The following is a 26165-nucleotide window of genomic DNA, read 5'->3' on the forward strand; positions in this document are numbered from 1 at the left end:
AGGAAGTATTCCGTGTACACCCCAGCGCACTTCGCCGCCTCGGCGGAAGCCCTCGACTCGCTGCTCACCACTACCGGCGCCGCCAACCTCGTCACCATGTCTCCGGACGGGCTGCTGGCCACGCTCCTGCCCTTCGTATACGAACCTTCGGTTGGTGAGCACGGAGCTCTGCACGCCCATATGGCCCGCAACAACACGCAGTGGTCCTCCCCCGTTACCGGTGAGGCCCTGATGATCGTGCAAGGAGCGGATGCCTACATTTCGCCCTCTTGGTATGCCTCGAAAGCGGAGCATGGCCGCGTTGTCCCCACCTGGAACTACTCCACGGCCCACGTCTACGGCGAGCTGGTCATTCACGACGACGCCGACTGGCTGGGCAAGCATGTGCGGCGGCTGTCCAACCAGCACGAAGCCGGCATGCCGCGGCCCTGGACCGTTGACGAAGCACCGGAGCGGTTCATTGCCGGGCAGCTGAGGGCGATTGTCGGCGTCGAACTTGTGATCTCCCGGGTGGAGGCGAAGACGAAACTCAGCCAGAACCGCGCTCCAGCGGATGTCGACGGCGTGATCGCAGGGCTCCGTGCCGTGGGCGATCCGGCGAGCGCAGCCGATGTGGAACGGGCCCGGACCTCGTAGACTCGGCGCATGCGCGAGGTTGCTTCGGACTCCCCAGGGCCTAGGGGGTCCATCCACCATCTTGAGATCTGGGTGCCGCACCTTGAGCGGGCTCGGGAGGAGTGGGGCTGGCTGCTGGGCGAGCTCGGCTACGAGCCCTTCCAGGAGTGGCCCACCGGGTGCAGTTGGAAGCTCGGTGGCACCTACGTGGTGGTGGAAGGTTCCGACGTCATCACTGGAACTGCGCACCGCCGCACTGATCCGGGAGTCAACCACGTTGCCTTCCATGCGGGCACGCGGGAGAACGTGGACCGGATCCGGGCACTTGGCGCGGACGCAGGCTGGTACGAAATGTTCGAGTCCAAGTACCCCCACGCCGGCGGCCCGGACCACTACGCCGCGTACTTGATCAACACGGACAGCTATGAGGTTGAGTTGGTGGCGGGGTAAGTGGGGCGGGTTGTCCCGGGCTGCAACCGTGCCATCGTGGCCAGATGGTCCGTCCCTGGAGAGGAGATCACGGATGCACCGGTCATGGTAAAGCCGCGGAACAAAATGTGGTCCGGTCTCGTGGCGGGGAGGCGTGCCGGCCAGGTGAACCCGAAGCCGGCCCGGGCGTCGTCGAGGACTGCCAGCAATGGGGCGAAGGCGCGGTCGGTGTTGGCCGTATTAAAGTCGCCCACCACCAGCATGCGTGGCGAAGTGTCCGTTTCCACTATCCGGGTCAGTTTCTTAATCCCGTTGTTTCTGCTGCTGACGTCGCCGGGCCGGACAGAGGGCAAATGGACGGCGTAGAGCTGGACGGGACCGTCGGGCGATTCCAGCTGCACGCTCATGGCGCGTGACCAGCCGAGCCCCAAAGCGAGCGGCTCACCCTGGCTCAGCGGATACCGGCTCCATACGCCAACGGTTCCTGCCGTTTGTCGATGCCCGTATGTACCGTCCAGCAGGGGAGATATTCGTTCCAGGGTCGGCCCGGTGAGCTCCTGCAGGACCACAACGTCGGCACCTGACTCGATCAGCTCTTGGACGGCAGCGCCGGCATCGGGATTTCCTGCGCGCAGGTTTTGGGTAGCAATGGTCCATCCACTGGCCGCCTCCTGCTCCGTGGTGTCCACGGCCGATGCGGGGCCGACGCCCGCCACAAGGACTGGCAAAAAGACGACGCACCAGGCAATGAGTGCGGCGGCCACCGGAATGGCGCCGAACCAGGCTTTGGAAAGCAACGCCACCATCAGCAGTCCCGCCATGAACACTCCCAGCCAAGGCAGGAAGCTCTCGATGACCAGTGCCATCCCGTTGGCTTCCGGCACCAGTCCATGGCCGAAGAGCAATACTGTGAAAGCTCCCGCGAAGGCCCCTGCAACCCAGTCCCTGGCTCGTGGACGGCGCCGCCGGGCCTCAAGCAGCCCGCGCTGCGTGGCGGTTGCATAGGTGGTTCCGATGTCCTTATCCATGGCTCCATGGTTCAGAAAGGAACTTAAAGGATTCTGAAACCCTGCGAACTATGCTGGTGGCCATGACGGAGCCCATAACAGTCCTGGTCGTCGACGATGATCCGGACATCAGGAGCTCCCTGCAATCCTTGCTTGAAGCCTCCGGCTACCTGGTGGAATCGGCCGCTGACGGCAGGGAGGCACTCGAAAGGGTGGGCGCGACGTCCCCGGACCTGCTGGTGGCGGACGTTCTCATGCCGGTGATGGACGGACTCGGCCTCTGCCGGATGCTCCGGGCCGCCGGCAACACGGTTCCCGTGCTGCTGCTAACGGCCCGCAGCGACGTCGCTGACTGCGTTGCAGGTTTGGACGCGGGCGCGGATGACTACCTTTCCAAGCCCTTTGATCCTCATGAGTTGCTGGCACGGTTGCGCGCCATGGCACGGCGGACGGCCCACCTTCCGCATCGTCCCAACGGCTACCACGGTTTGGAACTGGTCCCGGAGGCTCATGCCGTGAGGTACAACGGGCGGTGGATTGACTTGAGCAGCACCGAGTACGCCCTTCTCTGCGTGCTGGCGGAAAATCCGGAGCAGGCGCTCAGCCGCGGCCAGATCAGTGACGCGGTGTGGGGATATGCCATGACTCCGGCGTCCAACTCCTTGGAGGTTTACATCAGCTACCTGCGCCGGAAACTCGAAGCTGACGGTGAACCGCGGCTCATCCAGACAGTGCGCGGAGTCGGCTACCGGCTGGCCGCGTCATGACGCTGAGATTGCGAATGACGCTGGTGATCGCTGCCGCCATCACCCTCACCGTCTTGGTGTTTGCTGTACTGGTTTACCTCCTGGTAGGGCACGAAGTGCGCAAGAACGAGGATCTTTCCCTGAGGCGTGAATCGGATCGCATCATCCAACTGATCCAAACCGATCCGAATTGGCAGGGCTTTTCACAATGCACCTGGGTCCGTTCGCCGGCATGCGCGCAGATCGTGGCGCCAACGCCCAGTGATGACCCGGACGCTGGTGACGGGCCGGCCTTGCCCATTACCGGGCAGATGCGGGAGGTGGCTTCGGGCGGGAGTGCCGCCTTCTTCACGGAAGCGGCCATCGGCGAAGATCCAATCCGCGTGTACGTCAGGCCGCTGCCAAATCAAAGGGCATTAGTGGTTGGAGTCAGGGACGACAGGGTGTTGGCGTCCTTTGAGCGCCTTGGTTGGCTGCTGGCGGCCACAGTGCTGGGCGCCCTCGTAGTTGCAGCGGGCACTGCCTACGTGGCCGCCAGACGCGGACTCCGACCCGTAGATCGGCTGACTGCCGTAGCCGAGAGCATCGCTCAAACCGGCAACACCGACGTCAGGATCCCTCGAAGCAACACCATCGAGATCGACAAGCTCGGCACCGCCTTCAACACAATGCTCGGCGAACTGGAACAATCCCGCCGCCAGCAGGAACAACTGATTGCCGATGCTTCCCACGAGCTGCGGACACCCCTGACCTCGCTTCGTACGAACGCTGCCATGCTCAAGAATCCCGACCTGGAACAGAGGAGTAGAGAACGCATCACAGGGGCCTTGGAGCATGAGCTGATAGGGATGCAGTCCCTCGTTGAGGACCTGATCGACTTGGCCCGCCATGAGGAGGCACCGTCCTTCGTCGAGGAAATGGACCTCAACGAACTTGTTCTCTATTGCTTGGACAACGCGCAACGGCGCTACCCGGTCATCGCGTGGACTCTGGAGGGATCCCGGCAGCACATCCTGGTGACCGGAGAACGCGCAAGGCTGGCCCGTGCGATCGCGAATTTACTGGACAATGCTGGCAAATTTACACCCGAGGCTGGCAAATTTACCCCTGCGCCGGGACAGGTCAGGGTGGCGCTCACCGTGTCCGAACGCACTGTCACTCTGGATGTGCGGGATACCGGACCAGGCATCCCGGCGCAGGATCTGGCCCACGTTTTTGACAGGTTCTACCGTTCAACCAACGCGCGAAGCGTGGCCGGATCAGGCCTGGGACTCGCTGTGGTGCACAACGTAGCCAAAGCACACAACGGCACGGCCCGGGCACATCCGAGCCCAAGCGGAGCGCACCTCAGCCTGACCCTGCCGCTGGCCGGCGGCAGCTAAGCCTCTGGAGGGCTACTTCGGCGGGACCACAGGTCGCCACATGGCTACCCGTGGCCAGCGGGTCAGGCCCAACTCAGCCTCGTGCTCCATCAGGCGGGTCAGCTCGGGACCCCAGGTTCCGGCGTCGAGCACGTCGAACCCAAGGCGCCGATAGTACGGGGCGTTCCACGGCACATCCCGGAACGTGCTCAGGGTTTGCTGCTGCATTCCGTGACCCCTGGCCCACACCCGGGCAGCGTGCAAGAGCTCGCGGCCCAGGCCCTGATGTGCTTGATCGGGGTGAACGCTGACCTGCTCCACGTGTCCGTTGCCGTCAATGATGTCCGCCAGCAAGTACGCCACGGGGTAGTCGAGCCCGTCCACGTAGACCCATGCCCGACCACCTGCCACGTAGGCGCCCAGCTCATCGACGGAGAATGGCTCGTCGTCGGCAATCCGGTCCATCCCCAATGACCTGAATGCCTGGCCCGCGGCACGCTCGATGTCCTGCAGGATCAGCAGGTCGTCCGCATGCGCGAGCCTGATCATTGCCGTGGATCCAGCGCTGGCGGTGCCTGTGCCACGAGGAATTCGTTGCGCTTCTCGATCAGGTCCTGCAGGTACCGGGCCAGGATCAGCTTCTCCGCCAAACGGCCCAACGGACCAAACGGTGCAGCGAACTCCACAGTGTCCACCATGAGGGTCCCGCTGCCCTCGGGCCGGAACTCGTGCGTGTGGCGGAGGTACTTGAAGGGGCCCTTCACCTGTTCGTCGGAGAACGACGCCGGTGCCTCCATACGCGTGATGCGGCTGGTCATGCGGAACCGGACTCCGAGGTGCCACGCCTGCCAAGTGACGGTCTCGCCCTCGGAGATCAGGCCGGAGGTGATACCGGCGATGGCTTTCTCGCGGCTCTGCGTCATGGACCCCACGTGGGCGTCGATGTTCCGGGAGAGATCGAACAGCTCCTGCGGCGGCATGGCGGAGCGGGTGCGGCAGACGAATGCGACGGGCATACCTTGATCTTCGCAGACCTTCCGCGGTCCGTGTGGCCAAGCTTGCTACGGGTTGTGACCGGGCTTATGGCGGCCGGGATGGTGATCCTGATAATTTTCGAAGACAACCCTGAATGATTGGTGGTGTTCTCCTGTGCCCGCACTTATGGCGCATGCCCGCGAACTCCACCGCCTTGGACCGGCGAACAACGATCGCCTCTCCGCCGTCCGGGTTGCCCTGAGCGTCGCAGCCCCCGGGCTGGTGTTGATTTTCATCGGCCGCCCGGACCTCATGATGTACGCCGTCTTCGGTGCGCTGACCGGAATGTATGGCCGCAACGAAACGCACCAATTCCGGCTCAAGCACCAAGCCCAGGCAGCGCTGATCCTGGTGGGCGGGCTGACCATCGGCGTGTTCTTGTCGGTCAACCACATCCATTCCTGGTGGTTGGTGCTGGTGGCAACCTTATTCGCCGGAGCTGGATCACTGTACGCCGACGCCGTGCGCCTCAAGCCGATCGGACCGTTCTTCGGCATCCTTGCTCTGGGCGCCTGTGCTTCCGTGCCCACCGATGTTCCGTTCACGACGGCGGTACTCATCGGTGCGGCGTCTGCCGCCTTTTCCCTTCTGGTGGGCTTCGTGGGCTGGTTCCGGCACCGCACCTGGGTGGCCGGGGCAGCCCGTGACGTTCCGGTCCTCCGCGGCCCGCTTCGGCAGGCAGCCCTCGTCCACGCGGCCCGTTATTCCCTCGCGGTAAGTGCTGCCGGGGCCATTGGAGTGCTGAGCGGCAGCGGGCACCCGCACTGGGCCATGGCCGCAGCCGCCGTGCCGCTGGCCGGCGCCGACCTCCCTAGCCGCGTCCACCGAGGCATCCACCGCATTGTGGGGACGTTCCTCGGGTTGGCGGTGGTCGCCGTCGTACTTTTCCCCAGTCCGCTCTCGCCGCTGCAGTACTTCCCCGGCCAAACCGCGGTGGTCCTCGCCATCCTGGTGGTGTTGTGCCAGTTCCCCACCGAGCTGTTCATGGCGCGGCACTATGGGTGGGCCATGGTGTTCTTCACGCCCGTGATCCTGCTGATCGCACAGCTTGCTGCGCCCATGGATCCCGGGGTGCTGGTGATGGAGCGTGCCATTGAGACGTTTGTGGGAGCGGTAGTGGGGATTGCCGTTGCGGTGCTTGTGCGGGCTCCCCGAGCTACGGTTTCAGGGGCCGGCGCGGCGGTCCGGACGTAAGCTTCGCCGGCATGACGCGCGCGAAGAAGCTGACCACTTTGTATCGACGTGTCGGGATGGAAACTCCCTTGCCCTTGGCGTTGTCCTCCAGCCCCTCCCGCACAACGCGCTCCGCGGTGAGCCACAGGAAACGTGGAGCCACTGACTTGTCCATGCCCATGCGGTCGTGGAATTCGGTGTGCGTAAAACCGGGGCAGACGGCGGTGACCTGCACTCCGGACTTCGCGTAGGCGATGTTTGCCCAGCGGCTGAACGTCACTTGCCAGGCCTTGGCCGCCGAGTAGCTGCCGCGGTTGGCGAACGCCGCCACACTTGCCACGTTGATGATCCGGCCTTTGCCGCGGGCCAACATGACTTCCAGCGCCGCATGGCACAACTCCATGGGCGTCTGGACGTGCAGCCGGAGATGACGGACTTCCTCTGCCAACTCGTTTCGCTCGAACGACTTCAATAGCCCGATTCCGGCGTTGTTCACCAGGACGTCCACGGGCCTTCCGGCGTCCCTGAGACGGGCGGCTACCGCCAAAACCCCGACGTCGGTGGTCAGGTCAGCGGACAAGACCTCCGCCGAGATGCTGAAGTCGCGCTCGAACTCCTCGGCTTTGGCTTTCAGGCGTTCCTCGTCGCGGGCCACCAGGACCAGGTGATGCCCGGATTCGGCCAGTTGGCGGGCGAATTCCGCGCCGAGCCCAGCTGTGGCGCCGGTAACCAGGGCGGTGAGTTCATTGGCTCGAGTCGTCATGGGCCAAGACTAGCCGCCTCCCCACCCCGCGCCGAGATGGCAGTTAATACCAATGTCTGCGAGCACCATTGTCATTTACTGTCACCTCGGCGGGAGCTGGCTAGGCGAACTTGGCCAAAGGGTTGGCCAAGCGCCCGGCCATCTGCAGACCACCGGACGGATCCGAGATGTCGAGCATCTGCTGGTTGTTGCGCAGCTGCAGGCGGTTGAGGCAGGAGAGTTCGAAGTCCGCAGCAAAAAGATCGTGCATGGCGAACTGGTCGGCAAGCTCCGGGTGGCGCTGCTGGTACTCGCGCAGCACGGCCGCGGCGGTTCCCCAGAACTCGTCCTCGCGCAGCGTCCCGTCCTCCACAAGGATTGCTCCGAGGAAGCGGAAGATGCAGTCGAACACGTCCGTGAAGATGGCCAGGACCATTTCCTCGGCAGGGATCTCGGCCTTGACGCGGGAGACTTCCTCCGGCAGTTCCAGCCGGTCCCCCATGACCACGATTTCCTCGGCAATGTCCTTCATGATCGCCCGGACCGGCACGCCGTTTTCGAGGATCAGGATGACGTTCTCACCGTGCGGCATGAATGCGAGCTCGTACTCGTAGAGGCAGTGGACCAGCGGCACGAGGTAAGCCTCGAAGTAGCGGCGCAGCCATTCGGTTGGCGCCAGGCCGGACCGTTCGATCAAGGAAGTCACAACGGACTCGCCGGACGAATCCACGTGCAGCAGCGATGCCATGGTGGCCAGTTGCTGGCCCTCCTTGAGCAACGGCAGCGGACTTTCCCTCCACAGGGCCGAGAGCATCTTGCGGTAGGGCGAACCCTTGGCCGAGGCCGCCTCGTAGTAGTGGTTGTGGTACCCGATTGCCGCGGTTTCACGGATCATGGCCAGGCCCCGGTTCTGGAGCTCCTGGTCATTGCCGATCAGTTCCTGCAGCCAGTCATTGATGGCCGGAGTTGCCTTCATGTACTGCGGAGACAGTCCGCGCATGAAGCCCATGTTCAGCACGGACATGGCCGTCTTCACGTAGGCCTTCTCCGGTGAGGTGGTGTTGAAGAACGTACGGATGGACTGCTGTGCCTGGTAGGAATCTTCGCCCGTGCCCAGGTTCACGATGTGGCGCTGGGCAATTTCTGCCGCGAACGTCACGGTGAGCTTGTTGTCCCACTGCCAGGGGTGCACCGGCATGAGGAGGTAGTCCTCGGGATCCAGGCCGGATGCCGACAACTCCGCGTTGAACCAGGCCAGAGTGGCGGGCCCGAGTTCAGCCTCGAAGTGCGTCCGGTAGTCGAGCCCGGCGCTGGAGGTGAAAACGGCCTTGCTGCGGTGCACTGCGATCCACTGCAGCTTCACCGTGGCACCGGTTTCCGGCGCGAATGCGTGGTAGTCGGCAATCCCGAATCCGAGCCGGCCGTTGTTGGCCACGAAGCAAGGATGTCCCTCGGTCATGCTGTGTTCGATGGCTTGGAAATCCGCGGCCCGGTCAGCGCCGCCGGTAATGCCCGCAGCCAACTGGGCCGAGCTGAACGGTTTGCCTTGCTTGTACGCGTGGCTTGCCAGGGTGCTGCTGACTTCCTCGAGGTACACCGGCAGCATTTCCGTCCGGATGGCCAGTGCCTCGTGGAACTCGGCGATGAAGTCCAAAGCGTCAATGGGCAATTGCTCGCCGTCGCGCAAGCGAGCAATGGAGTCAGCAAACACAGACCAGTGCTCAAGCTGCAGCACCCGGGCGCGGAAACGGTATTCGGTTGCGTCGTCGTCGCTGACTACTTTGTAGAGCCCGACCCCGGCACCCTCGTCGCGGATCAGCTCCGGAACCAGGATGCGCTCGTGCGAGAACTCGGCGATCGCCTTGCGGACCAAGTGCCGGTTGGCGGCGGCCCAGCGCTCGGGAGTCAGGTGCGTTACGGAATCAACGGCGGTGGTGGTCGCGGTGTCGGCGGTGGTGGTCACAGGGATTCTCCTCTGGTCGCCGCGACAGGCGCGGCCAGAATCGGGGTCAGGGTGGCGAGGAAGTCCTCGCGCGTGCAGAAGCTCAGGAGCCCCTGCTTGTGGTCTTCGGCAGGATCGACGGCGGGAAGGGTCACCACGCCGTGCGGGCGGAAGCCCACCTTTTCGTTCAGGACATGGATCTTGTGGTTGCGGGCATCAGGCTCGACGACGACCCGCCGGGTTGCTGGGTCATCGAACAGTTCCGTCATCACGGACTGCATGACGGCCGTGGTGTACCCGGGCCGGGGTTCGCCGTTGGGCGGGGACACCAGGAGGTGCATACCGATGTCGCCGTCCTGGACGTCGTACACGTCAGCCAACGGTGAGGACTCGGGCCGGTACCGCTCCATCAGGAAGGCGGGGGCACCGTCGTCGAGCCCCAGGAACGCTTGGTGATGGCCCGACTCGGCGATCCGCGTGTATTCCTCCACAACATCCTGCTCGGTGGCCGAAACCATGCCCCAGAACCGTGCGTACTCCTGGCTCACCCAGCTGTGGAGGACAGGTGCGTCTGCTACGGGATCGACTGGCCGGAACGTGAAGCTCATACGGTTGCTCCAGCGGTTGCCGGAACAGGAGCGGGGACGGCAGCGGGAGCGCCGAACTGCTGGAAGGCGATGCTGCGCTCCACCGGGTAGACCTCACGGCCCGTGATCTCGCGCAGGATGCAGGAGTTGCGGTAAGCAGCCATGCCGAGGTCCGGCGTGACGAAACCGTGGGTGTGCAGCTCCGCGTTCTGGACGAAGATTTCGCCGGGTTCCACGCCGGTTCCGTAGTTGCGTTCGACGTCGAAGCGGCCCTTGGCGTCGCGGCGGATGCGGTCCTGGATGCCGGCCAGGAAGGCGGGCTCTTTGTAGGTGTAGCCCGTTGCCAGCACCACGGCTTCGGACTCCAGGCTGTAGTCGCGTCCGTGTTCCTCGTGGTGCAGCTGGAGCGTGTGGGTGCCTGTGGCGGGATCCCAGTCCGCGGCGGTGAGGGACGAGTGCGTGTGCAGCTGGGTGTCCACCATGCCGGAGAGGCTCTTCGTGTAGAGGAGATCGTAGATGTCGTCGATCAGGTCCGAGTTGATGCCCTTGTACAGGTTTTTCTGGCTCTTGATCAGCGAATCGCGCTGCTCGCCCGGGAGCGAGTGGAAGTAGTCAACATACTCCGGCGACGTCATCTCGAGCGTGAGCTTGGTGTACTCCAGCGGGAAGAAGCGGCCCGAACGGGTGACCCAGTTGAGCTGGTAGCCGTAGACGTCGATTTCCTGAAGGAGTTCGTAGTAAAGCTCTGCTGCGCTCTGGCCGCTGCCCACGATGGTGATGCTGCGCTTGGCCTGCAGCTCACTCTTCCTCGACAGGTAGTCGGCGTTGTGGAGGACAAGTCCGCCAGCCTCGACTATCCCTGCACAGGAGTCGGGAACGTAAGGGGACGTTCCCGTGCCCAGGACCAGCTTGCGGGCGCGAAGCACCTCGGCGCCGTCCGGGCCCTGCACGGAAAGGCGGTACACTCCGTCGTCGTACGACACATCCAGCACATCCGTGCTAAAACGAACGGACTCAAGCTGGCCGGCCACCCACTGGCAGTACTGGTTGTACTCGGCGCGCAGCGGGTAGAAATTCTCGCGGATATAGAAGCGGTAGAGGCGGCCCGTCTGCTTCAGGAAGTTCAGGAACGAGAAAGGCGACGTCGGGTCAGCCAAGGTGACGAGGTCCGCCATGAACGGGACCTGCAGGTGCGCCGGCTCCAACATCATGCCGGGGTGCCAGTCGAAGGACTCACGGCGGTCCAGGAACACGCAGTCCAGGTGTTCCACCGGTTGGCTCAGTGCGGCAAGGCCCAGGTTGAAGGGCCCGACGCCGATGCCCGCGACGTCGTAAATCTTGCTGTTGTCTGGGGTGCTCACGCGGCGGCCTCCGTGGTGTTTGCGAGGAGGCTGGCGCCGGTCCTGCGGATCAGTTCGATGATTTCCTGGATGTCCCTCAAGCTGGCTTCAGCGTTGAGGAGGGTGAATTTGAGGTAGTGGCGGCCAGCTACCTTGGTGCCTGCAACAACGGCTTCACCAGAGGCGAAGATCGCGGCGCGGATGGCGGGGTTGAGGGCGTCTGCGGCGTCCTCGTCGATGGCCACACCGTCAACTGCCGGGCGGTAGCGGAACACCAAAGTGCTCAGCTGCGGCGCGGCGGCGAGCTCAAACTCAGCGTCGTCCGCAAGCAACGTTCCCACGCGGCCGGCGAGATCGATCGCTTCGTCAAACAGCGCACCGATGGCATCGGCGCCCATGATTCGGAGGGTCAGCCACAGCTTCAGGGCGTCAAAGCGGCGGGTGGTCTGGATGCTCTTGTCCACCTGGTTGGGGATTTCGGCCTTCGCCGCACTCTCCGGATTCAGGTAGTCCGCGTAGTAGGTGACGTGGCCCATCATGGAGCCGTTGCGGACCAGGACAGCGCTGGAGCTGACCGGCTGGAAGAAGGTCTTGTGGAAGTCCACGGTGACGGAGTCGGCCAGGTGGATGCCGTTCAGGAGATGCCGGTGACCACTGGAAACGATGAGCCCTCCACCGTAGGCAGCGTCGACGTGCAGCCAGGAGTCGTAGGCACGAACCAAAGCGGCAAGCTCCGAGAGCGGGTCCACCGAACCGAAGTCCGTGGTCCCGGCGGTGGCCACAACCGCCATCGGCACCAGACCGGCGTCGTTCGCTTCCGCCAAAGCGGCAGCGAGCGCGGTGGGGTCCATTCGGTGGTCTTCGGCGGTGGGGATGGCGATGACGGCGTCGAACCCGAGGCCCAGCATGGACGCCGACTTCTGGATGCTGAAGTGGCTGTCCGCGGAGGTGAAGATTCGGAGCCGGTCCAGCAGATGCGGCAACCGGGCGTCCTTGTTCTCAACGCGCAGCTTGGAAACGGCGTGGTTGCGGGCGATCAGCAGGGCCTGGAAGTTGGACTGGCTGCCACCGGAGGTGAACACGCCGTCAGCGTCGGCGCCGAAACCGATCCGCTCGGCAGTCCAGTCGATGAGGCGGCGCTCAATCATGGTGGCACCGGCGCTCTGGTCCCAGGTGTCCATGGAGGAGTTCACGGCCGAAAGCACGGCCTCGCCGACCAGCGCGGGGATGACCACAGGGCAGTTCAGGTGTGCGGCGTAGCGGGAGTCGTGGAAGTAGATGGCGTCCTTGAGGTACAGCTCATCGAGCTCCTCCAAGGCAGCAGCCGTGTCCGGCAGCGGACGTTCGAGGTCGACGGCACCAACTTTGGCCTTCAGCTCTGCATGCGCGACGCCGGTGAACGGCTGGGTGGTCCGCTGCACCTTGGTGGAGACAGCGTTGACTCCCTGAAGCACCTGCGCCACGTAGCTGGGCGAATTTCGTGCGTTGAACAGCTGGTTTGTGGCAGCGAGGGCCAATTCCACTTTGGAGGCAAAATCCTGCTCCTGAGCGATCTGCTCTTCGACACTAGGTGACGTCACGTCAGCTTCCTTCCATTGCGTTGGGGCGCTTGATAGCAAAGGTAAGCCTTACTTAGGCATGCCTTTCCGTCAAACTTTTGTGACCTATTTCGCTTAGAAGGCGGTTTCTGGCGGATCTACCGCGCAGTAGCGCGTCATTGACTTTTTTTCGAGCGGGTTAAGGTGCAAAATATGGCACTCTTTTCGGCCAAGGAGTGACTTGTTTGGGCCACGCCCTTGGTCCGGAGCGGAGGAGTAGAGTGCTAGGACTATCCGCGGTCAAAAGGTTGGGGACCCATTGAAAGACCACGTTCACGAGCGCCTCGGTTTCAGCGAAATCGACGAGCAAGGCAACGCAGTCCGGGCGGTGAGTCCCCACGCGCCGGAGCCCGTGGAAAACCCTCGGAAGCGGGCCACCATCAACCCGTTCATCGTTGCACTGTGGGTGCTGGACGCAGCCTTGGTCTGGTTCTGCCTGTGGGCATTCGCCGAGACAATGCAGCCCAGCGGGCCTACCCTGGGACAATCCCTGCCCATCAATTTCGTTGTACTTTCGTCCGTCCCGTACGTCCTTCTGGGGGCCATCCTGATCACAGCCGGCCTCCTGCTCTGGCATGCAGTCCAGTGGCAGAATCGGCGTTCCCGGGGGTAGGCATCGGCCGACTGACCCACCAGCCCGGACACAAAGAAGCGGCCGGCCAGGGCTTTGCCTGCCTGGGTATCCTTGAAAGTCTGTTTCCGCGGGCGAGGACCGCGGAGGTCTTCGGGTGGCGTCGATGATGCCCTTGCCCACAGCAAAGAGCACGTCAAAGTTCACGTCGAGTCGTGACGCAGAATTAGAAAGTTTCTCTCAAAGCGCCGCCGGTCCTCACATCGGGGCTGCGGATGAGGCTAGTGGAACGTGTTCGCGAACGACTTAGAAACGATGCCCTGGCCGCCGAACTGGTACTTCAGCGTGCCCAATTCCGAGGCCTGCGGCATTGATACTCCCAGCGTGAAGCTGAGCCGATCCGGGTTCAATGAAGCACTGGTGCAGCGGATCTGCCGGGCGCTTGCCGGAGAATTGCCGCAGGTCCATCCCTCCGGAGCCACGGTCTTGCCGGGCACGAAAGTGGCTTCGTCCGGGAGCGTGAAGATTGCCTCACCGGTGGTGGGTGCGCCGTCACCCTGGAGCGCGAACTGAACCAGCAGCTCCCGCTCGGTCGGACCGGATCCCGAGCCGGCCGCGAATGTCGCCTCAACCGTTTGAGTCAAAGGTGCTGCTGACGCCGGAGCCTGCGGCGTCGTCGTCGAGGCGACCGTACCGGAGCCGACCACCACGGCATTCCGTTGTGGCAGCTCGGCCCGTGGAAGCACGACGGCGGGTTGCTCCGGCGCCGCTGCCACTGGCGGGTCCGCAGCGGGAACCGAAGGCGGATCCGACGTCGGTTCGGGCGCGGCGCTCTGCGCGGCACTTGGCGCGGGGGTCGGCGCCGCTTTTTCCAAAGCGGGCGGTGTAGGGAGGTTCGTAGATGCGTCCGCGGCGACCGAGGACTGGGGACTCACGTTGGACTGCAGGAGCCAGGCCAGGATTCCCACCAGCGCGACGGCTCCCAGAACAACTGCCGCAGTCAACTGCAACACCTTGCTGACGCCCCGGGGACCGGCCGCAATGCCGGACACTGCAGTACCGACGGCTCCCGAGCCCCCGGCAGCGGTGCTGGCTCCAAATGCGGCGACAGCGGCCGGCGTGAAGGCAATCCCGGTAACCAGGGGGAACAGGATGCCCCTCATGGCGCCCTCAACGTCGTTGAGTTCCATCAACAGGGCCGTGCACTTGGCGCAGGACTCCAGGTGGGCGCTGACCTTCTCCTCTGTTGTGCGCTTCAGGGCGTTTCTCGCGTATTTCCCAAGCTGTCCGGCAAACTCCGCACAGGAGCCGTCTACTGCTTGGCTGATGTGTTGTTGCAGGTATGCCTGCCGCAGCCCTTCCCGGGCCCGGATAGCCAGCGACGAAACGCCGTTAGGAGAGAGGCCTACAAATGGTGCAGCCGCAGCAGGCTTCAGGCCTTCAATGTCCAAGTGCCAGAGAACGGCCTGCCAGCGCTCCGGTAGTGATTTGAATGCCCTCGCCACGATGCTCGACTCAAGATCACCAAGGACAGGATCGCCGTCCACCACCGCCGAATCGAGGATCGCGTGATCGGTGGCCGGCGGCGTACGACGGGCCTTGCGGTTGCGGTCATGCGCCGTGCGGCGCACTACTGTCAGCAGGTAGGAGCGAAAGAAGTCCTTGGGCCCTTTCCCCTCTTTCAGGGATTGGAAGACCGATGCGAAGGATTCGGCAACGACGTCATCGGCGTCACTCGGGTTATCCGTCTGCGTGCGGGCAACGTATTGGGCGATCTGAAGGTGCCGGATGTAGAGGATGTCGAACGCATCCGTGACGCCTTGGCGGACCAAGGAAATGATGTGGGGATCGCTGTCCGTAGACATCGCCAAGGCCGGGAGAGCTCCATCAGCCCCTGCCGCAAATAGTTGATCCATAAACAATAGTGTGACATCACATGGCGTGTGACTTGAAACGGATGACGCAGCCCCTTAAATAACCTTCCTTTCGCATCACGATTCCGCCCTTGGCCCCACATTTAAGGCGTGAACCTCCCAAACCCCTGGAGCGATTCGAGGAGAAATGGATATCCGACGCCCCCGCCCCCTCCTGAAGCTGATGCGTGCCATCCACACTGATGCCACCCTGCAACAGAACATCATCGTTCGAGGACTGCCGCCCCGCCGCTCGAGCGTGCTCGCGCGAAAAAAGAACGCGGGACACGTAGCGCTCGTCTACGGAGCTGACAAGCCAGTGGCCATTCCTGGCGACACCGTCATTTTCACAGCGTGGATCACCAATGACTCCGCAAGCTACCTGCGTGATGTGACCCTGGTTCCTCGCTCGTTCACCAACGAGGGCATGGAGATGCTCCAGTACACGGCAGAACCCGTGGAGCGTGACCTGACAACAAACCTCTTGGCTCCCGGCCAATCCGTGATGCGGAGCTTCAGCTATCTGGTCACGGACTCGGACCATGTCCATGGCGGCAGCCTGATCAGCGCCATGCGGGTCCGTGCTGCATGCCGAGGCCAAGTGGTCCAGGACGAGCACGATGCCATAGTCTCCCTCAGCGGAACGCGGAGGGACTGGCCCTTTCCGCCTGCCAAGACCCGGCAGCAGCGAAGGCGGTGGAAAGGCTTCGATCAATCAGTGCTCGTGTAGGCCCTACTCGTTGTCGGGTTCCCCCACCGGCTTCTCAGCGGGCCAGTCCACATCCTGTTCGTAGCCCTCGTGCTTTTGCAGGTAGGCCGCTATGTACGGGCAATGGGGAATGATCCGTTTCCCGGACGCCACCACGTCATCCAGCGCAAAGTGGGCCAGCACTTTGGCAAGGCCCTGCCCTTTGAACTGGGGCTTTGTCTCGGTGTGAGTGAAGTCGATGTGACCGGGTCGGTCGATGAACTGGGAAATCACGGCCAGTTCTCCGTCTACGTGAAGCTCATAGCGGTGAAATTTGTCGTTGCGCACCGTGGTGACGCCAGCGCGGAACGACTCTGCCAGTGAATCCGTGTACTCGGTCATGTTTCGAGATTGGCACGTAAACCTGGCTCTGGCAACGTACCCGGCTGCCCTCCGCGCACTTCTTCGACTTTTACGTCAGGCATCGTCAATACCGGTACGGGAACCCTGCCGAGCAGCAGGACCGCCAACGCGAAGCACGCCGCTCCCCCACCCAACAAAGCCAACGTCAAACCATTGAACGCGGCGTCCGCCACGGGGATGAAGACCACGACGGCGGCCGTCACCACTGCGGTACGCGACGGCCCGCGGGCGTGGCTGGCCGCCGTCGGACGGTCCTCAAGGCGACCAAAAATCCAAATCACCGGCACCAGCACGGCAATGACAGCGCAGAAGACCGGGATCCTTGCCCACCACCACTCGGCAGTACCGGCCGCGGGCTGCCGGAAGGCCGTGAGCAGCATCAATCCTGACATTCCGACCAAGAGCGGGAGGTGCCAAAGATAGACGGTCATGGAGCGTCGTCCGGCAACGGCGATCACCGCTTGGATCCAGCGGATTCCCGCGATCCAGCGGATACCGGGCCCCAGCAGCTGCAGCGTCGCCGTCTGGGAAACAGCCAGAAGCAGCAGGCAAAGGTTGGGGGGATTGATGTTGTCAACCATGTTTCCCGGGTAGACGGCTACGCCGGTGACAAGCCCCAGCAGAAGGTTGCTGCACACAATCGCGCCAACCAACCACGTACGGCTGCGTTGTTCGAAGAAGCCATCGGCCATGAGGAAACCCAGCTGCTGGACAGCACACCAAACAAAGATCATGTTGGTGAAGGCGAGAACGGGCACGGCTCCGCGAAGGGAATCCACCGTGATGACCAGGACCACCAGTGAAGCGAATGTCAGCAGCGGGGCACGCTCATGGAGGCGGGCCAAAAGGGGAACGCTGAGTTGGGCAGTGAGGTAGGCGGCCAGAAACCACAGGGGCATTGCTGCGCCGGTGGTCATCAGTTGGATGACTTGGGGGTGGACGCCAAGGAGGAGCGCCACCCACAGCCCTCCCCACATGACCGCGAGCAGGGCCATGGCAGGGCGAACCAGGCGCAAAAGCCGGAGTTGGGCGAAGTCGAATCCGGTACCGCCCCGGGCCTTCAATCGCCGCCACGACTGGAGCCCGGTCACGCCGCCCATGACGAAGAACAGCGGGACGATCATCAGCACCCACGCAACGGGGACGAACCAGCCTTGCTCCATGAGGGTGTTCTCGGTGGAGACCGTCCCGTCCCTGTGCAGGACGGGGCCGACCATCATGCAGTGCGCGGCGATTACCAAGAGGAGGCAGAAAAAGCGGACAAGGTCGATCGCAGGATCCCTCTCCGCAGCCCTGTCCCGACTGGCGGAAAGGCGCGTTTGCCGTTCCCTCTCCATGGCTCTCCCAACGACGGCACGTGTCCGCGTGCTGACTCCATTCTCCGCCCGGGCGAGGAAAGGAGCCAGCATGCGGACCGCGGCCTTTAGTCTGCCGTCCGGTTAACGTGCCGTCCGGCGGAGCAGCCGCTCCCTTTGACCGGGGTCCATGGCGGCGGCACATGCAGCCGCGGCCATGCCGAACGAACTGTCCACCACCGCCTTGTCAGCGCCCGCAGAAGCGCCGAAAGCGGCGAACTCGGCGGTGTGGTGAACCGCGCCCCGCACGTCATAGCCCACAACAGGGTGGATGGACGGCACCAGCTGCGAGACATTGCCCATGTCGGTGGACGCCACCGGATCGGTGTTGAAGGCAACCTCCCGGCCCTTGGCCTTCATCCCTTCCTGGTAGGCCCTGGACAGGAAGGTGTCCTGACGCAGTTCGGCGTAGTCGTTGCCGGAGGGGGTGATCTGCACTGTGCAGCCGCTTGCGTGGGCACCTGCCTCGAGGCAGCGCCGGACCTTCTCTTGGATGACGCGCAGTTGTCCGATCGCGGGAGCCCGCATTTCCACGCTTGCCCGTGCACGCTCGGGAATGACGTTGACGGCACTTCCGCCTTCGGTGACGATCAGCGAAACAATCGAGCCTGCAGGTAGTTGCTGCCGCGCCAACGCAATGGCCGTCTGCGCAACCACCAGAGCGTCCAACGCGTTGACTCCCTGCGAGGGAGCCGCTGCCGCATGCGCGGGGCGGCCCTCAAATAAGACATCCCACATGGACATGGCCAAGGACGAGCCACCCACCACGTCCTCAGCACCGGCATGCGCCATCATGGCCAGGGATACGTCGTCGAAGAAGCCTTCCTCGATCAGGTCCACTTTGCCGCCGGTGGTCTCCTCGGCAGGAGTTCCGAGCACTTTGACGGTGATACCCAGCTCGTCTGCCACGGCCGCCAGGGCCAGCGCTGCTCCCACGGCACTTGCCGCGTTGACGTTGTGCCCGCACGCATGGCCGATATCGGGCAAGGCGTCATACTCAACGCAGAGCGCCACCACCAGCTCGCCGGAACCAAAGCGTGAAATGAAAGCCGTGGGCTGATCCGGCTGCGGGTCATCGAAGGTGAACCCTGCCTTCCTCAGCACCTGCCGCACCCTTTTGACGGCACGGAACTCCTGGCCGCCCAGCTCCGGATCCGCGTGGATGGCATGGCTGAGGTCCAGGATCTCCGGCTTCCAGCGCTGCAGCGCAGCCGTCAGGATGGACTCAATTTCGTCATTGGATACCGGCACGACGGCGGCATCTTGGGTTTGGGTGTTGTGTCCAGTCATCACGCTGTCACCTCAGCAGCCTGTCGCTTCGGGTACCGTGCACTGGCCGCCGCGGCGATCAGGGCGGCCACTGCCAAGGCGCCCCAGATGGAGAACAGTCCGGCTTCGGTAATGTGGCCGGACTCCGCAGAAGCGGAGGAGATCAGCTTGACCACAGCCGCGCCCACCGCGATTCCAACGGACAAAGCAAGCTCGTTGAGGCCGGCCGCCGTCGAGGTTTCTTCCAGGGGGACGCCTTCCACTGACAGCGAGCGCGTTCCTGCCTGGTACATCCCCAGGCTGAGGTTGAACATGGCGAACCCGATGCAGTATCCCGTGAACGATCCGTGGGCAACGACCATCACCAGGAAGCCCCCTGCCAGCAGGGCACCGGCGAAGACCAAGGTGGCGCGTTCACCGAAACGCCGGAGTGCCCGCGCCGTCAGGAGTGAGGAAACCAGGGAAAGTATTGAGGCCAGGGCCAGGACAATCGCGATCATCAGCGGGCTGAGGGCGAACCCGTAGCCTGTTTTGTCCGGGTTGGAATGCAGGAAGATGCCGTTGGTCCCGAAGTAGCTGATGGACGCGAAGCCGAAGAAGAACGTGGCCACGGATATGGCGCGGATGCGGGGATTGGCCAGCATGCGCAGATCCATGAACCGCTGTCCGGCGGCGCCGGTGTAGTCGCGTTTGGCCCAGAACGCCAGCAGGGCGAGCCCCAGCAGACCTGCGGCGATCGTACGGACGTCCAGCCAGCCCCATTCCGGCGCCATCGAGAGCGCCACAACAAAGCCAATGAGACCCAGCGAGCATGCCAGCAGTGGCGCCAGGGCGATGCCCTCACGGGTGGGGATCCCGGCGTCGGGCAGGAGGAAGGAACAGACGAAAGCGATCACCGCGAACGGCACGGCAACCCAGAAACCCAAGGTGGGATCAGTGACGCCGACAATTCCGGCAAGCAGTCCGCCGGCCCCCACCATGATCATGAGCATGCCGATCATGACGCTGACCCCCGTACGGGTGTGGGCCGGGCTGGTAACTCGGAGGATTCCCATCATGAGCGGGATGAAGCCCACCACGCAGGTGAGCATGACGACGCCGAGGGTCACCGTCCAGAGCGATGGCCACAGGGCCATCTGCAGCACGCCCAGCGTCACTACGCCCGTGGACCAACGGAGCACCAGGCGGTAGCCGTAGCTGTCGCCCAGCCTCGAAATGATGGGCGTGAGGACGGCGAAGCTGACGTTGGAGATGAGGAAAATGCCGTTGATGGTGGGGTCGTCAATGTCGAATACCGGTCCCAGCGCAGGCAGGATGGGGTTCAAGTACCCTTGCGTGACGCCGCTGAGCGATTCGATTAATGCCATTGCCAGGATCATCCCCGCAATGGTCCTGCGCGTGGTGGCCGCTGCCGCAGGAGGTGCTGTCTTGCTTGCCATGTGTTTCCTTGAGTCCAGGGCGGATTCGCCGGTGGTGATGCGAGTCACAACGTTAGAACCGTCGATTACACTGAGCCTCAGATTGTAAGAAAACCATTTGAGGCAGCAAATTTTGAACGAATCAACCACAATCTCAGAGTTAGACCTTGAAATCGTCAATGCCCTCCAGATCAATCCCCGGGCGGAATGGAGCCGCATTGCGGATGCGCTGGGGCTGTCCGGTCCCACGGTTGCCCGGCGCTGGAGCTCCATGGCCGAGCAGAGGCTGGCATGGATCACCCCGTCTCCAGGGCAGCGCTACCTCAGCGCCGGGTGGTCCGCGTTCATCCAACTGTCCTCATTGCCGGGCGAAAGCGAGGCGCTGATCCAGCGGCTGTGCGCGGAACCGGCTTTCGGCACGGTTTCCATGGTTACCGGCTCCCACGATGTCTTCATGGATTGCTTCGCTTCCAGCCATGAGGAACTCATGGACATTGTGACAGGGTCCTTCTCCAGGCTGCCCGGCGTCACTCACCGCGAGGTTGTCTTCGTCACCAAGCTGTACCGGCAGGCCTCCGAATGGCGCAGCGGAACACTCGAACCCGCCCGCGCACGGCTGGTCTCAACGGAAGCCAAGCCCGCGCCGGCAGGCTACTCCCCTGATCGATTGGACGTCGCACTGCTGGAGGAACTCGCCAAGGACGGCAGGGCCAACTGGGCTGAACTGGGTGCCGCCTGCGGTGTATCGCCCCAGACTGCCCGACGCCGGGTGGAACGGTTTCTCGCGTCCGGCTACATCACATTGAGGTGCGACGCGTCCACGGCTGCGAACAGGGGACTGCGGGAAGTGACGCTCATGCTCAACGTCCCTGCCCAGTATGTCGACGACGTCGGCCGCTACTTCGCCGCACAGACGAACTGCCGGCTGAGCGCCCAAGTACTCGGCGCCCAGAACCTGGTTGTCACGTTGTGGGTCCGCGACTATTTGGAAGCCCAGGCATTCGAGCGGGAACTGGCCGAACGTGCCCCCGGCAGCACGGTGATCTCACGGCAAGCGGTAGTCAGGACCTACAAGCGCCTTGGCCATATTCTCGACGAGACCGGACGCAGCCTGAGCGTGGTGCCGCTGCCTCTGTGGAGGAGTGATTCCTAGGCGATGTCCGCAAGCGGCCGCCCGGGGTCTGGACGAGGCGTCGAAACACCGGCAGGATCAGACGCATGACAACCTCCATTTTCGTGAACCTGCCCGTCAGCGACCTCGAGGCCTCCAAGGCGTTCTACACGGCTCTCGGCTACTCCATCAATCCGAACTTCACCGATGAAACTGCTGCCTGCGTGGTCTTCAGCGACACCATTTACGCCATGCTCCTGACTCATGCCAAGTTCGCCGAGTTCACCAAGCAGCCCATCGCGGACACGCAGAACTCGACGGCGGCAATTGTCGCCCTTTCGGCGGACAGCCGTGAAGCTGTGGATTCCCTGGCCACCAAAGCCCTCGAAGCCGGCGGCTCGGAGACTTACGACGCACAGGACCTCGGATTCATGTACAGCCGCGCGTTCCGGGACTTGGATGGCCACCACTGGGAAGTCCTGTGGATGGACGAGGCCGCTGCCCAGGCTGGTCCGCCGGCGTCCTAGTCAGTCTTTTTCAGTTCCTCGGCGAGCATCACCAGGATTCCACTGGGGCCCCGAAGATAGGTGAGCTTGTAGATGTCCTCGTAGTTCGCTACCCCGCGCAGGGGATGGCATCCGTGCTTTGCGGCTATCTCGAGGGCTTCTTCGATGTTGTCTACCGAGAAGGCCACACGGTGCATGCCAATGTCGTTGGGCAGGGTCGGGTCCGACTCGATCGCTTCGGGATGGATGTATTCGAAGAGTTCGAGTCGACCATGACCGTCCGGGGTCTGGAGCATCGCGATTTTGGCGTGGTTTCCGTCCAGTCCTACGGCAGTGTCGGTCCATTCGCCGCTGACCGTGTCACGGCCGACGACTTCCAGACCCAGATCGGTGAAAAAGGCGATGGTGGCTTCGAGGTCACGAACCGCAATGCCGACGTTCTCAAGTTTGATGGCCATGCGTTGAAAGCTACCAAGGCGAACCGAATAGCTCTAGTGGCGCTGGCTGTACCGAAAGCTAGCTGATGGTCACGGCCAGAACGCCAAGCACGACGGCGAGAAGCGGTGTGGTGCCTTGCAGCGTCGCTGCGCGGAGGTACTTCTTTCCGCTGGCGGCAAGCACCAAGGCGGCCAGAAGCATGGAACCGCAGCTGCTGAACACGAGGGTCCAGCCGACCTGCGGGGCACCCATGGCCACGGCGATGATGCCGATCAGCGCACCGATGGCCAGGAACAGGTTGTAGAAGCCCTGGTTGTAAGCAAGGGACTTGGTGGTCTCGGCGTCGGCCTGGGAGGTAAGGCTGAAGCGTTTCCAGGTGGCCGGTTTGGTCCAGGTGATGGACTCCATGGTGAAGATGTACACGTGCAGCACTGCCGCAAGCAAGGCAAAAATCAGGGAGGCCAGGATCATGGTTTGATCCTAGCCTCCCCGTGTTCTTGAGCCGGGCCGTTAGGCGCTGAGCAGCTCCAGCGTGGCGCCCGCGAACGTCGCCGCGGAAGTGTTCCAGCGAGCCAACAGGCCTTGGAGATTCTCCCCGTCGGCCCGGTGTGCGGCGGTTTCGGTCTCCAGGGTGGACAGGATTCCCGTGCGGAGCTCCGTGTTGAAGTTCACCTTGCCAACTTGCATTGCGGGAGCCTTCGCCAACTCGTCGGCGGGGATGCCGGAGGCTCCGTGGAGCACCAAGGGCACGCCGGTCCGGGCGGCGACATCCTGGAGCACGTCCCACCGGATGTTGGGCTCGCCTTTGTATTTGCCATGCACGTTGCCCACGGCAACAGCCAGCAGCTGCGCACCCGTGCGCTCCACGAAGTCGGCCACCTGCGCGGGGTTCGTCAGCCCCGCAACCGGAGTGCCGGCGTCGTGCGCTGGATCTTCGGCACCAAATGCCTTGTCCTCATCGCCCGCAAGGCCGCCGAGCTCCGCTTCGATCACGACGTCGGAAGCACCTTGGGCGTCCAGCTCGGCACGGACCTCGCGGACCAGGGCGATGTTGTCCTCGTAGGGCAGCGACGATCCGTCAGCCAGGACCGCATCGGCACCGGCGGACACGGAATCGCGGATGACCTGGAGGTCGGACGCGTGGTCCAGCTGGACGGAGACCGGGACGCCGGCAGAGTCAGCCAAGCCGCGGAGTGCCGTGATGAGCCTCAGGCCATTGCCGGTGGACGCAGTCTTCGGGGCGACGAGCAGGATCACGCCAAGCCGTGCTTCTTCCGCCGCCGAAACAACAGCTAGGGCGGTGGTGAAGTCGTAGCAGGTGAACGCCGGAACGGCTGAGCCTGAAGCCAGGGCAGAACTGACGAGGTGGTCGAGTTTGGCGCGCATCAGTGGGCCAGGCCTCCCACCAGGATCCAGGCAACGTAGCTCAGCGCGAAGCCGGCCAGGCCGAGGATGGTGGTGAGGACGGTCCAGGTCTTGAGTCCATCGGAGACGGTGAGCCCGTAGTAGCGGACCACGGTCCAGAAGCCGGCGTCGGTCACGTGCGACAGGCCCAGCGCGCCGAATCCGATGGCGATCACGATGACTGCGATTTGGGCGGGCGAATAGCCACCTTCCATGACGGCAGAGGTGAGCAGGCCCGTCGTCGTCACGATGGCGACGGTCGCCGAACCCTGGGCGGCACGGAGCGCCAGCGAGATGATGAAGCCGAGCACGATCACCGGCAAGCCCAGGCTGTCCAGGGTGTGGGACAGTGCTGCGCCGATGCCGGAGGTGCGGAGGACTTCACCGAACACGCCGCCGGCGGCAACAACCATGAGGATGGACGCAATGGGAGGCAGTGCGCCTTCGAAGATCTCGCCTGTTTCCTTGAGGGACCAGTTGCGGCGGACAGCAAGCAGGAAGAAGGACAGCGCTACCGCTACAAGGAGCGCGAAGAACGGGTTGCCGATGAACGCGGCCACGCCGTACCAGTAGCTGTCCTTGGCGATGGTCAACGTGCCAACGGTGCCAACCAGGATCTGGACGATCGGAGCGGCGATCAGGAACATGATCAGGCCGGGACGCGGAGGAGCAATGGCGCGGGCGCCGGGGCCGTCGTGGCCAACGTGGACCAGGGAGTCGGAACCGAATTCATCCACCTGGGCTTTGACGCCGGGGAGAAGCTCGTAGTCCTTGCGGTTCATGATGCTGGCAACCCAGTAGGACAGGAAACCGAGCGGCACGCAGATGATGAGCGAGATCAGGGTGATGAGCCCGATGTCCGCGCCGAAGACGCCAGCACCGGCAACGATGCCCGGGTGCGGCGGGACGGCAACGTGAATGGAGAGCATGATGCCGGCCATGGGCAGGCCGAATTTGATCGGGTGCACGTTCGCGATCTTGGCGAAGGCGTAGACGATCGGGACGAGGACGATCACGCCCACCTCGAAGAACACGGGGATCGCCACGAGGAAGCCGACCGCGGTCAAAGCGATGGCGACCCGCTTGGCGCCGAGCTTCTCAGTGAAGTGGGTGGCCAGCGACTGCACGCCACCGGAAACCTCGATCATGCGGCCAAGGATGGCGCCCAGGGCAATCAGCAATGCCACTTTGCCCATGGTGCTGCCCACACCGTTGGCCACCACGGTGAAGATGTCCTTCAGCGGAATCTGGGCTGCAACGCCTACCAGGATGCTGACGGCAAGGAGTGCAACGAAGGCCTGGATCTTGAAGCGAATGATCAGCACCAGGAGCAGGACGATGCCTGCTGCGGCGATGGTCAGCAGAAGGGGTGTTCCCAGCTCCACTGCGGGCTTGATGGCGGGGGCATCGGCCGCCCGAACCATCAACGAGTTAACGAGGGGATTCATTGGGGGTGTCTCCTTTGACAGACCAGTCTAAAGAAGACCGGCGGGAGGTGCGACGACGGCGAAGGGGGGACCGCCGTCGTCGCGGGTTCTTGTGGGGGTGGAGTTAGGCGGTGCGCTTGGAGGGCGCGACAACCTTGATGACGGCGGAGTCGTCGGCGGCGGCGAGGCCCTGGGCCTGACCGAGGAGGTAAAGCTGTTCTGCGGCTGCGGCAACGGGTGCGGCGAGTCCGGCGGCGCGGGTTGCCTTGCCCACGATGCCCATGTCCTTGACGAAGATGTCCAGGCGGCTGAGCACCTCGGCGCCGTCTTCGGAGTAGGCCTCGAGGATGCGCGGGCCGCGGTTGGAGAGCATGAAGGAACCGGCTGCTCCGGCTTCGAGGGCTGCGAGCGTCTTGGCCTGGTCGAGGCCGAGAGCGTCGGCGAGGGCCATCGCTTCGGCCGCAGCTGCGATGTGGACGCCGCACAGGAGCTGGTTGACGGTCTTGAGTGCCTGGCCGTCGCCGGGCTTGTCACCCACGATGCTCAGGGTGGAAGCCAGCAGTTCCAGCGCGGGACGCGCCTTTTCGAGTGCTTCGGGCTCGGCGCCCACGACGATCAGCAGGTCACCTTCGCCGGCACGCTTGGGGCCTCCGGACAGCGGAGCGTCCACCAGCGAAACGCCGTATTCGGCCAGCTTGGCCACCGTGGCCGGGATAGCCTCTGTGCCGACGGTGCTGCCGAGGATCACGACGGCGCCCGGCTTCAGTGACGAGGCCACGCCGCTCTCACCAAAGAGGACATCGTTGAGCTGCTCGCCGTTGCGGACCGCCAGGAGCAGCGCGTCAGCGCCCTGGGAAGCTTCGCGGGCCGAGGCGAACGTCTTGATTCCGGCCGCCGCGGCGAGCTCCAGGCGGGGCTCGGCGATGTCGAAACCGTGGACGGTCAGCTCGGATGCGAGCCGGGTTGCCATGGGCAGGCCCATGGCGCCGAGGCCCAGGACGGTGACGGTGTAGTTGCTGCTGGTCATGGTGTTCTCCATTGAATAGGGCCCACGCTTGCCGGGTTCC

The 26165-nt window shown here is 63.7% G+C and carries 27 protein-coding genes; 9 read left to right on the top strand and 18 right to left on the bottom strand.

Annotated elements, in window-relative coordinates; genetic code table 11:
- Positions 1 to 12: 12 nt before the first annotated feature.
- Entirely contained in the window at positions 13 to 636 is a 624-nt protein-coding gene (locus ACFRJ9_RS09860) for an FMN-binding negative transcriptional regulator (protein WP_377666938.1), read from the top strand.
- A gap of 9 nt (positions 637 to 645) precedes the next feature.
- A complete protein-coding gene (locus tag ACFRJ9_RS09865) occupies positions 646 to 1065 on the top strand; it encodes a VOC family protein (protein WP_377666940.1) in 420 nt (139 codons plus the stop codon).
- Here ACFRJ9_RS09865 and ACFRJ9_RS09870 read toward each other — a convergent pair.
- Positions 1038 to 2072 carry an endonuclease/exonuclease/phosphatase family protein gene (locus ACFRJ9_RS09870; protein ID WP_377666942.1) on the bottom strand — a complete coding sequence of 345 codons (1035 nt, stop codon included), beginning with the start codon at positions 2070 to 2072 and terminating at the stop codon, positions 1038 to 1040. The genes ACFRJ9_RS09865 and ACFRJ9_RS09870 overlap by 28 nt on opposite strands.
- Before the next feature lie 62 nt (positions 2073 to 2134).
- Between ACFRJ9_RS09870 and ACFRJ9_RS09875 the strand changes: the two genes are divergently transcribed.
- A complete protein-coding gene (locus tag ACFRJ9_RS09875; protein ID WP_377666945.1) occupies positions 2135 to 2818 on the top strand; it encodes a response regulator transcription factor in 684 nt (227 codons plus the stop codon).
- On the top strand, positions 2815 to 4179 hold the full coding sequence (locus tag ACFRJ9_RS09880; RefSeq protein WP_377666948.1) for a sensor histidine kinase: 1365 nt from the start codon (positions 2815 to 2817) through the stop codon (positions 4177 to 4179). The genes ACFRJ9_RS09875 and ACFRJ9_RS09880 overlap by 4 nt, the downstream gene beginning before the upstream one ends.
- A gap of 12 nt (positions 4180 to 4191) precedes the next feature.
- On the opposite strand, the gene ACFRJ9_RS09885 is transcribed toward ACFRJ9_RS09880, so the two are convergent.
- Positions 4192 to 4707 (bottom strand): GNAT family N-acetyltransferase, encoded by a 516-nt coding sequence (locus tag ACFRJ9_RS09885; RefSeq protein ID WP_377666951.1) that lies wholly within the window; start codon positions 4705 to 4707, stop codon positions 4192 to 4194.
- Positions 4704 to 5174 carry an SRPBCC family protein gene (locus ACFRJ9_RS09890; protein ID WP_377666953.1) on the bottom strand — a complete coding sequence of 157 codons (471 nt, stop codon included), beginning with the start codon at positions 5172 to 5174 and terminating at the stop codon, positions 4704 to 4706. The genes ACFRJ9_RS09885 and ACFRJ9_RS09890 overlap by 4 nt, the downstream gene beginning before the upstream one ends.
- 145 nt (positions 5175 to 5319) lie before the next feature.
- Here ACFRJ9_RS09890 and ACFRJ9_RS09895 point away from each other — a divergent pair, with 145 nt between their 5' ends.
- Entirely contained in the window at positions 5320 to 6387 is a 1068-nt protein-coding gene (locus ACFRJ9_RS09895) for an FUSC family protein (protein WP_377667193.1), read from the top strand.
- Here ACFRJ9_RS09895 and ACFRJ9_RS09900 read toward each other — a convergent pair.
- The 5 genes from ACFRJ9_RS09900 to ACFRJ9_RS09920 form a co-directional block, all read right to left on the bottom strand.
- On the bottom strand, positions 6350 to 7129 hold the full coding sequence (locus ACFRJ9_RS09900; RefSeq protein ID WP_377666956.1) for an SDR family NAD(P)-dependent oxidoreductase: 780 nt from the start codon (positions 7127 to 7129) through the stop codon (positions 6350 to 6352). The two genes, ACFRJ9_RS09895 and ACFRJ9_RS09900, sit on opposite strands and share 38 nt — an antisense overlap.
- 100 nt (positions 7130 to 7229) lie before the next feature.
- A complete protein-coding gene (locus ACFRJ9_RS09905; RefSeq protein WP_377666958.1) occupies positions 7230 to 9071 on the bottom strand; it encodes an IucA/IucC family protein in 1842 nt (613 codons plus the stop codon).
- The gene (locus ACFRJ9_RS09910) at positions 9068 to 9658 is read right to left on the bottom strand and encodes a GNAT family N-acetyltransferase (RefSeq protein WP_377666961.1); all 591 of its coding nucleotides are present in this window, start codon (positions 9656 to 9658) and stop codon (positions 9068 to 9070) included. Before ACFRJ9_RS09910 ends, ACFRJ9_RS09905 begins: the two co-directional genes overlap by 4 nt.
- Positions 9655 to 10998, bottom strand: a complete 1344-nt coding sequence (locus ACFRJ9_RS09915) for a lysine N(6)-hydroxylase/L-ornithine N(5)-oxygenase family protein (RefSeq protein ID WP_377666963.1) — start codon at positions 10996 to 10998, stop codon at positions 9655 to 9657. The genes ACFRJ9_RS09910 and ACFRJ9_RS09915 overlap by 4 nt, the downstream gene beginning before the upstream one ends.
- Complete coding sequence (locus ACFRJ9_RS09920; protein WP_377666965.1) at positions 10995 to 12557, bottom strand: pyridoxal phosphate-dependent decarboxylase family protein; 1563 nt, start codon at positions 12555 to 12557, stop codon at positions 10995 to 10997. Before ACFRJ9_RS09920 ends, ACFRJ9_RS09915 begins: the two co-directional genes overlap by 4 nt.
- A gap of 277 nt (positions 12558 to 12834) precedes the next feature.
- Between ACFRJ9_RS09920 and ACFRJ9_RS09925 the strand changes: the two genes are divergently transcribed.
- Positions 12835 to 13188, top strand: a complete 354-nt coding sequence (locus tag ACFRJ9_RS09925) for a hypothetical protein (protein WP_377666968.1) — start codon at positions 12835 to 12837, stop codon at positions 13186 to 13188.
- Positions 13189 to 13427: 239 nt separating this feature from the next.
- Here ACFRJ9_RS09925 and ACFRJ9_RS09930 read toward each other — a convergent pair whose 3' ends face one another.
- A complete protein-coding gene (locus ACFRJ9_RS09930) occupies positions 13428 to 15062 on the bottom strand; it encodes a sigma-70 family RNA polymerase sigma factor (RefSeq protein WP_377666971.1) in 1635 nt (544 codons plus the stop codon).
- Between the two features lie 145 nt (positions 15063 to 15207).
- Between ACFRJ9_RS09930 and ACFRJ9_RS09935 the strand changes: the two genes are divergently transcribed.
- Positions 15208 to 15789, top strand: coding sequence for a hypothetical protein (locus tag ACFRJ9_RS09935; RefSeq protein WP_377666973.1), 582 nt, complete (start codon positions 15208 to 15210; stop codon positions 15787 to 15789).
- A 3-nt stretch (positions 15790 to 15792) separates the two neighbouring features.
- On the opposite strand, the gene ACFRJ9_RS09940 is transcribed toward ACFRJ9_RS09935, so the two are convergent.
- The 4 genes from ACFRJ9_RS09940 to ACFRJ9_RS09955 all read right to left on the bottom strand — a co-directional run bounded on the left by ACFRJ9_RS09940 (position 15793) and on the right by ACFRJ9_RS09955 (position 20233).
- Positions 15793 to 16149 carry a GNAT family N-acetyltransferase gene (locus tag ACFRJ9_RS09940; protein ID WP_377666976.1) on the bottom strand — a complete coding sequence of 119 codons (357 nt, stop codon included), beginning with the start codon at positions 16147 to 16149 and terminating at the stop codon, positions 15793 to 15795.
- On the bottom strand, positions 16146 to 17507 hold the full coding sequence (locus ACFRJ9_RS09945) for an acyltransferase (protein ID WP_377666978.1): 1362 nt from the start codon (positions 17505 to 17507) through the stop codon (positions 16146 to 16148). Before ACFRJ9_RS09945 ends, ACFRJ9_RS09940 begins: the two co-directional genes overlap by 4 nt.
- Before the next feature lie 102 nt (positions 17508 to 17609).
- Positions 17610 to 18815 carry a M20 family metallopeptidase gene (locus tag ACFRJ9_RS09950; protein ID WP_377666981.1) on the bottom strand — a complete coding sequence of 402 codons (1206 nt, stop codon included), beginning with the start codon at positions 18813 to 18815 and terminating at the stop codon, positions 17610 to 17612.
- Entirely contained in the window at positions 18815 to 20233 is a 1419-nt protein-coding gene (locus ACFRJ9_RS09955) for an MFS transporter (protein ID WP_377666984.1), read from the bottom strand. Before ACFRJ9_RS09955 ends, ACFRJ9_RS09950 begins: the two co-directional genes overlap by 1 nt.
- A 112-nt stretch (positions 20234 to 20345) precedes the next feature.
- On the opposite strand from ACFRJ9_RS09955, the gene ACFRJ9_RS09960 reads away from it, so the two are divergent.
- On the top strand, positions 20346 to 21365 hold the full coding sequence (locus ACFRJ9_RS09960; RefSeq protein ID WP_377666986.1) for an Lrp/AsnC family transcriptional regulator: 1020 nt from the start codon (positions 20346 to 20348) through the stop codon (positions 21363 to 21365).
- 65 nt (positions 21366 to 21430) lie between these two features.
- Positions 21431 to 21850, top strand: a complete 420-nt coding sequence (locus tag ACFRJ9_RS09965) for a VOC family protein (RefSeq protein WP_377666988.1) — start codon at positions 21431 to 21433, stop codon at positions 21848 to 21850.
- Here ACFRJ9_RS09965 and ACFRJ9_RS09970 read toward each other — a convergent pair.
- The 5 genes from ACFRJ9_RS09970 to ACFRJ9_RS09990 all read right to left on the bottom strand — a co-directional run bounded on the left by ACFRJ9_RS09970 (position 21847) and on the right by ACFRJ9_RS09990 (position 26125).
- Positions 21847 to 22287, bottom strand: coding sequence for a VOC family protein (locus ACFRJ9_RS09970; RefSeq protein WP_377666990.1), 441 nt, complete (start codon positions 22285 to 22287; stop codon positions 21847 to 21849). The two genes, ACFRJ9_RS09965 and ACFRJ9_RS09970, sit on opposite strands and share 4 nt — an antisense overlap.
- A 58-nt stretch (positions 22288 to 22345) precedes the next feature.
- On the bottom strand, positions 22346 to 22738 hold the full coding sequence (locus ACFRJ9_RS09975) for a DUF1304 domain-containing protein (RefSeq protein ID WP_377666992.1): 393 nt from the start codon (positions 22736 to 22738) through the stop codon (positions 22346 to 22348).
- Positions 22739 to 22777: 39 nt separating this feature from the next.
- Entirely contained in the window at positions 22778 to 23653 is an 876-nt protein-coding gene (locus tag ACFRJ9_RS09980) for a class II fructose-bisphosphate aldolase (RefSeq protein ID WP_377666994.1), read from the bottom strand.
- Positions 23653 to 25119 carry a GntP family transporter gene (locus ACFRJ9_RS09985; protein WP_377666996.1) on the bottom strand — a complete coding sequence of 489 codons (1467 nt, stop codon included), beginning with the start codon at positions 25117 to 25119 and terminating at the stop codon, positions 23653 to 23655. The genes ACFRJ9_RS09980 and ACFRJ9_RS09985 overlap by 1 nt, the downstream gene beginning before the upstream one ends.
- A 103-nt stretch (positions 25120 to 25222) precedes the next feature.
- Entirely contained in the window at positions 25223 to 26125 is a 903-nt protein-coding gene (locus ACFRJ9_RS09990; RefSeq protein ID WP_377666999.1) for an NAD(P)-dependent oxidoreductase, read from the bottom strand.
- Between the last annotated feature and the right edge of the window lie 40 nt (positions 26126 to 26165).

Origin of the sequence: Paenarthrobacter sp. NPDC056912 (assembly GCF_042786555.1) — a bacterium.
Classification (GTDB): Bacteria; Actinomycetota; Actinomycetes; order Actinomycetales; family Micrococcaceae; genus Arthrobacter.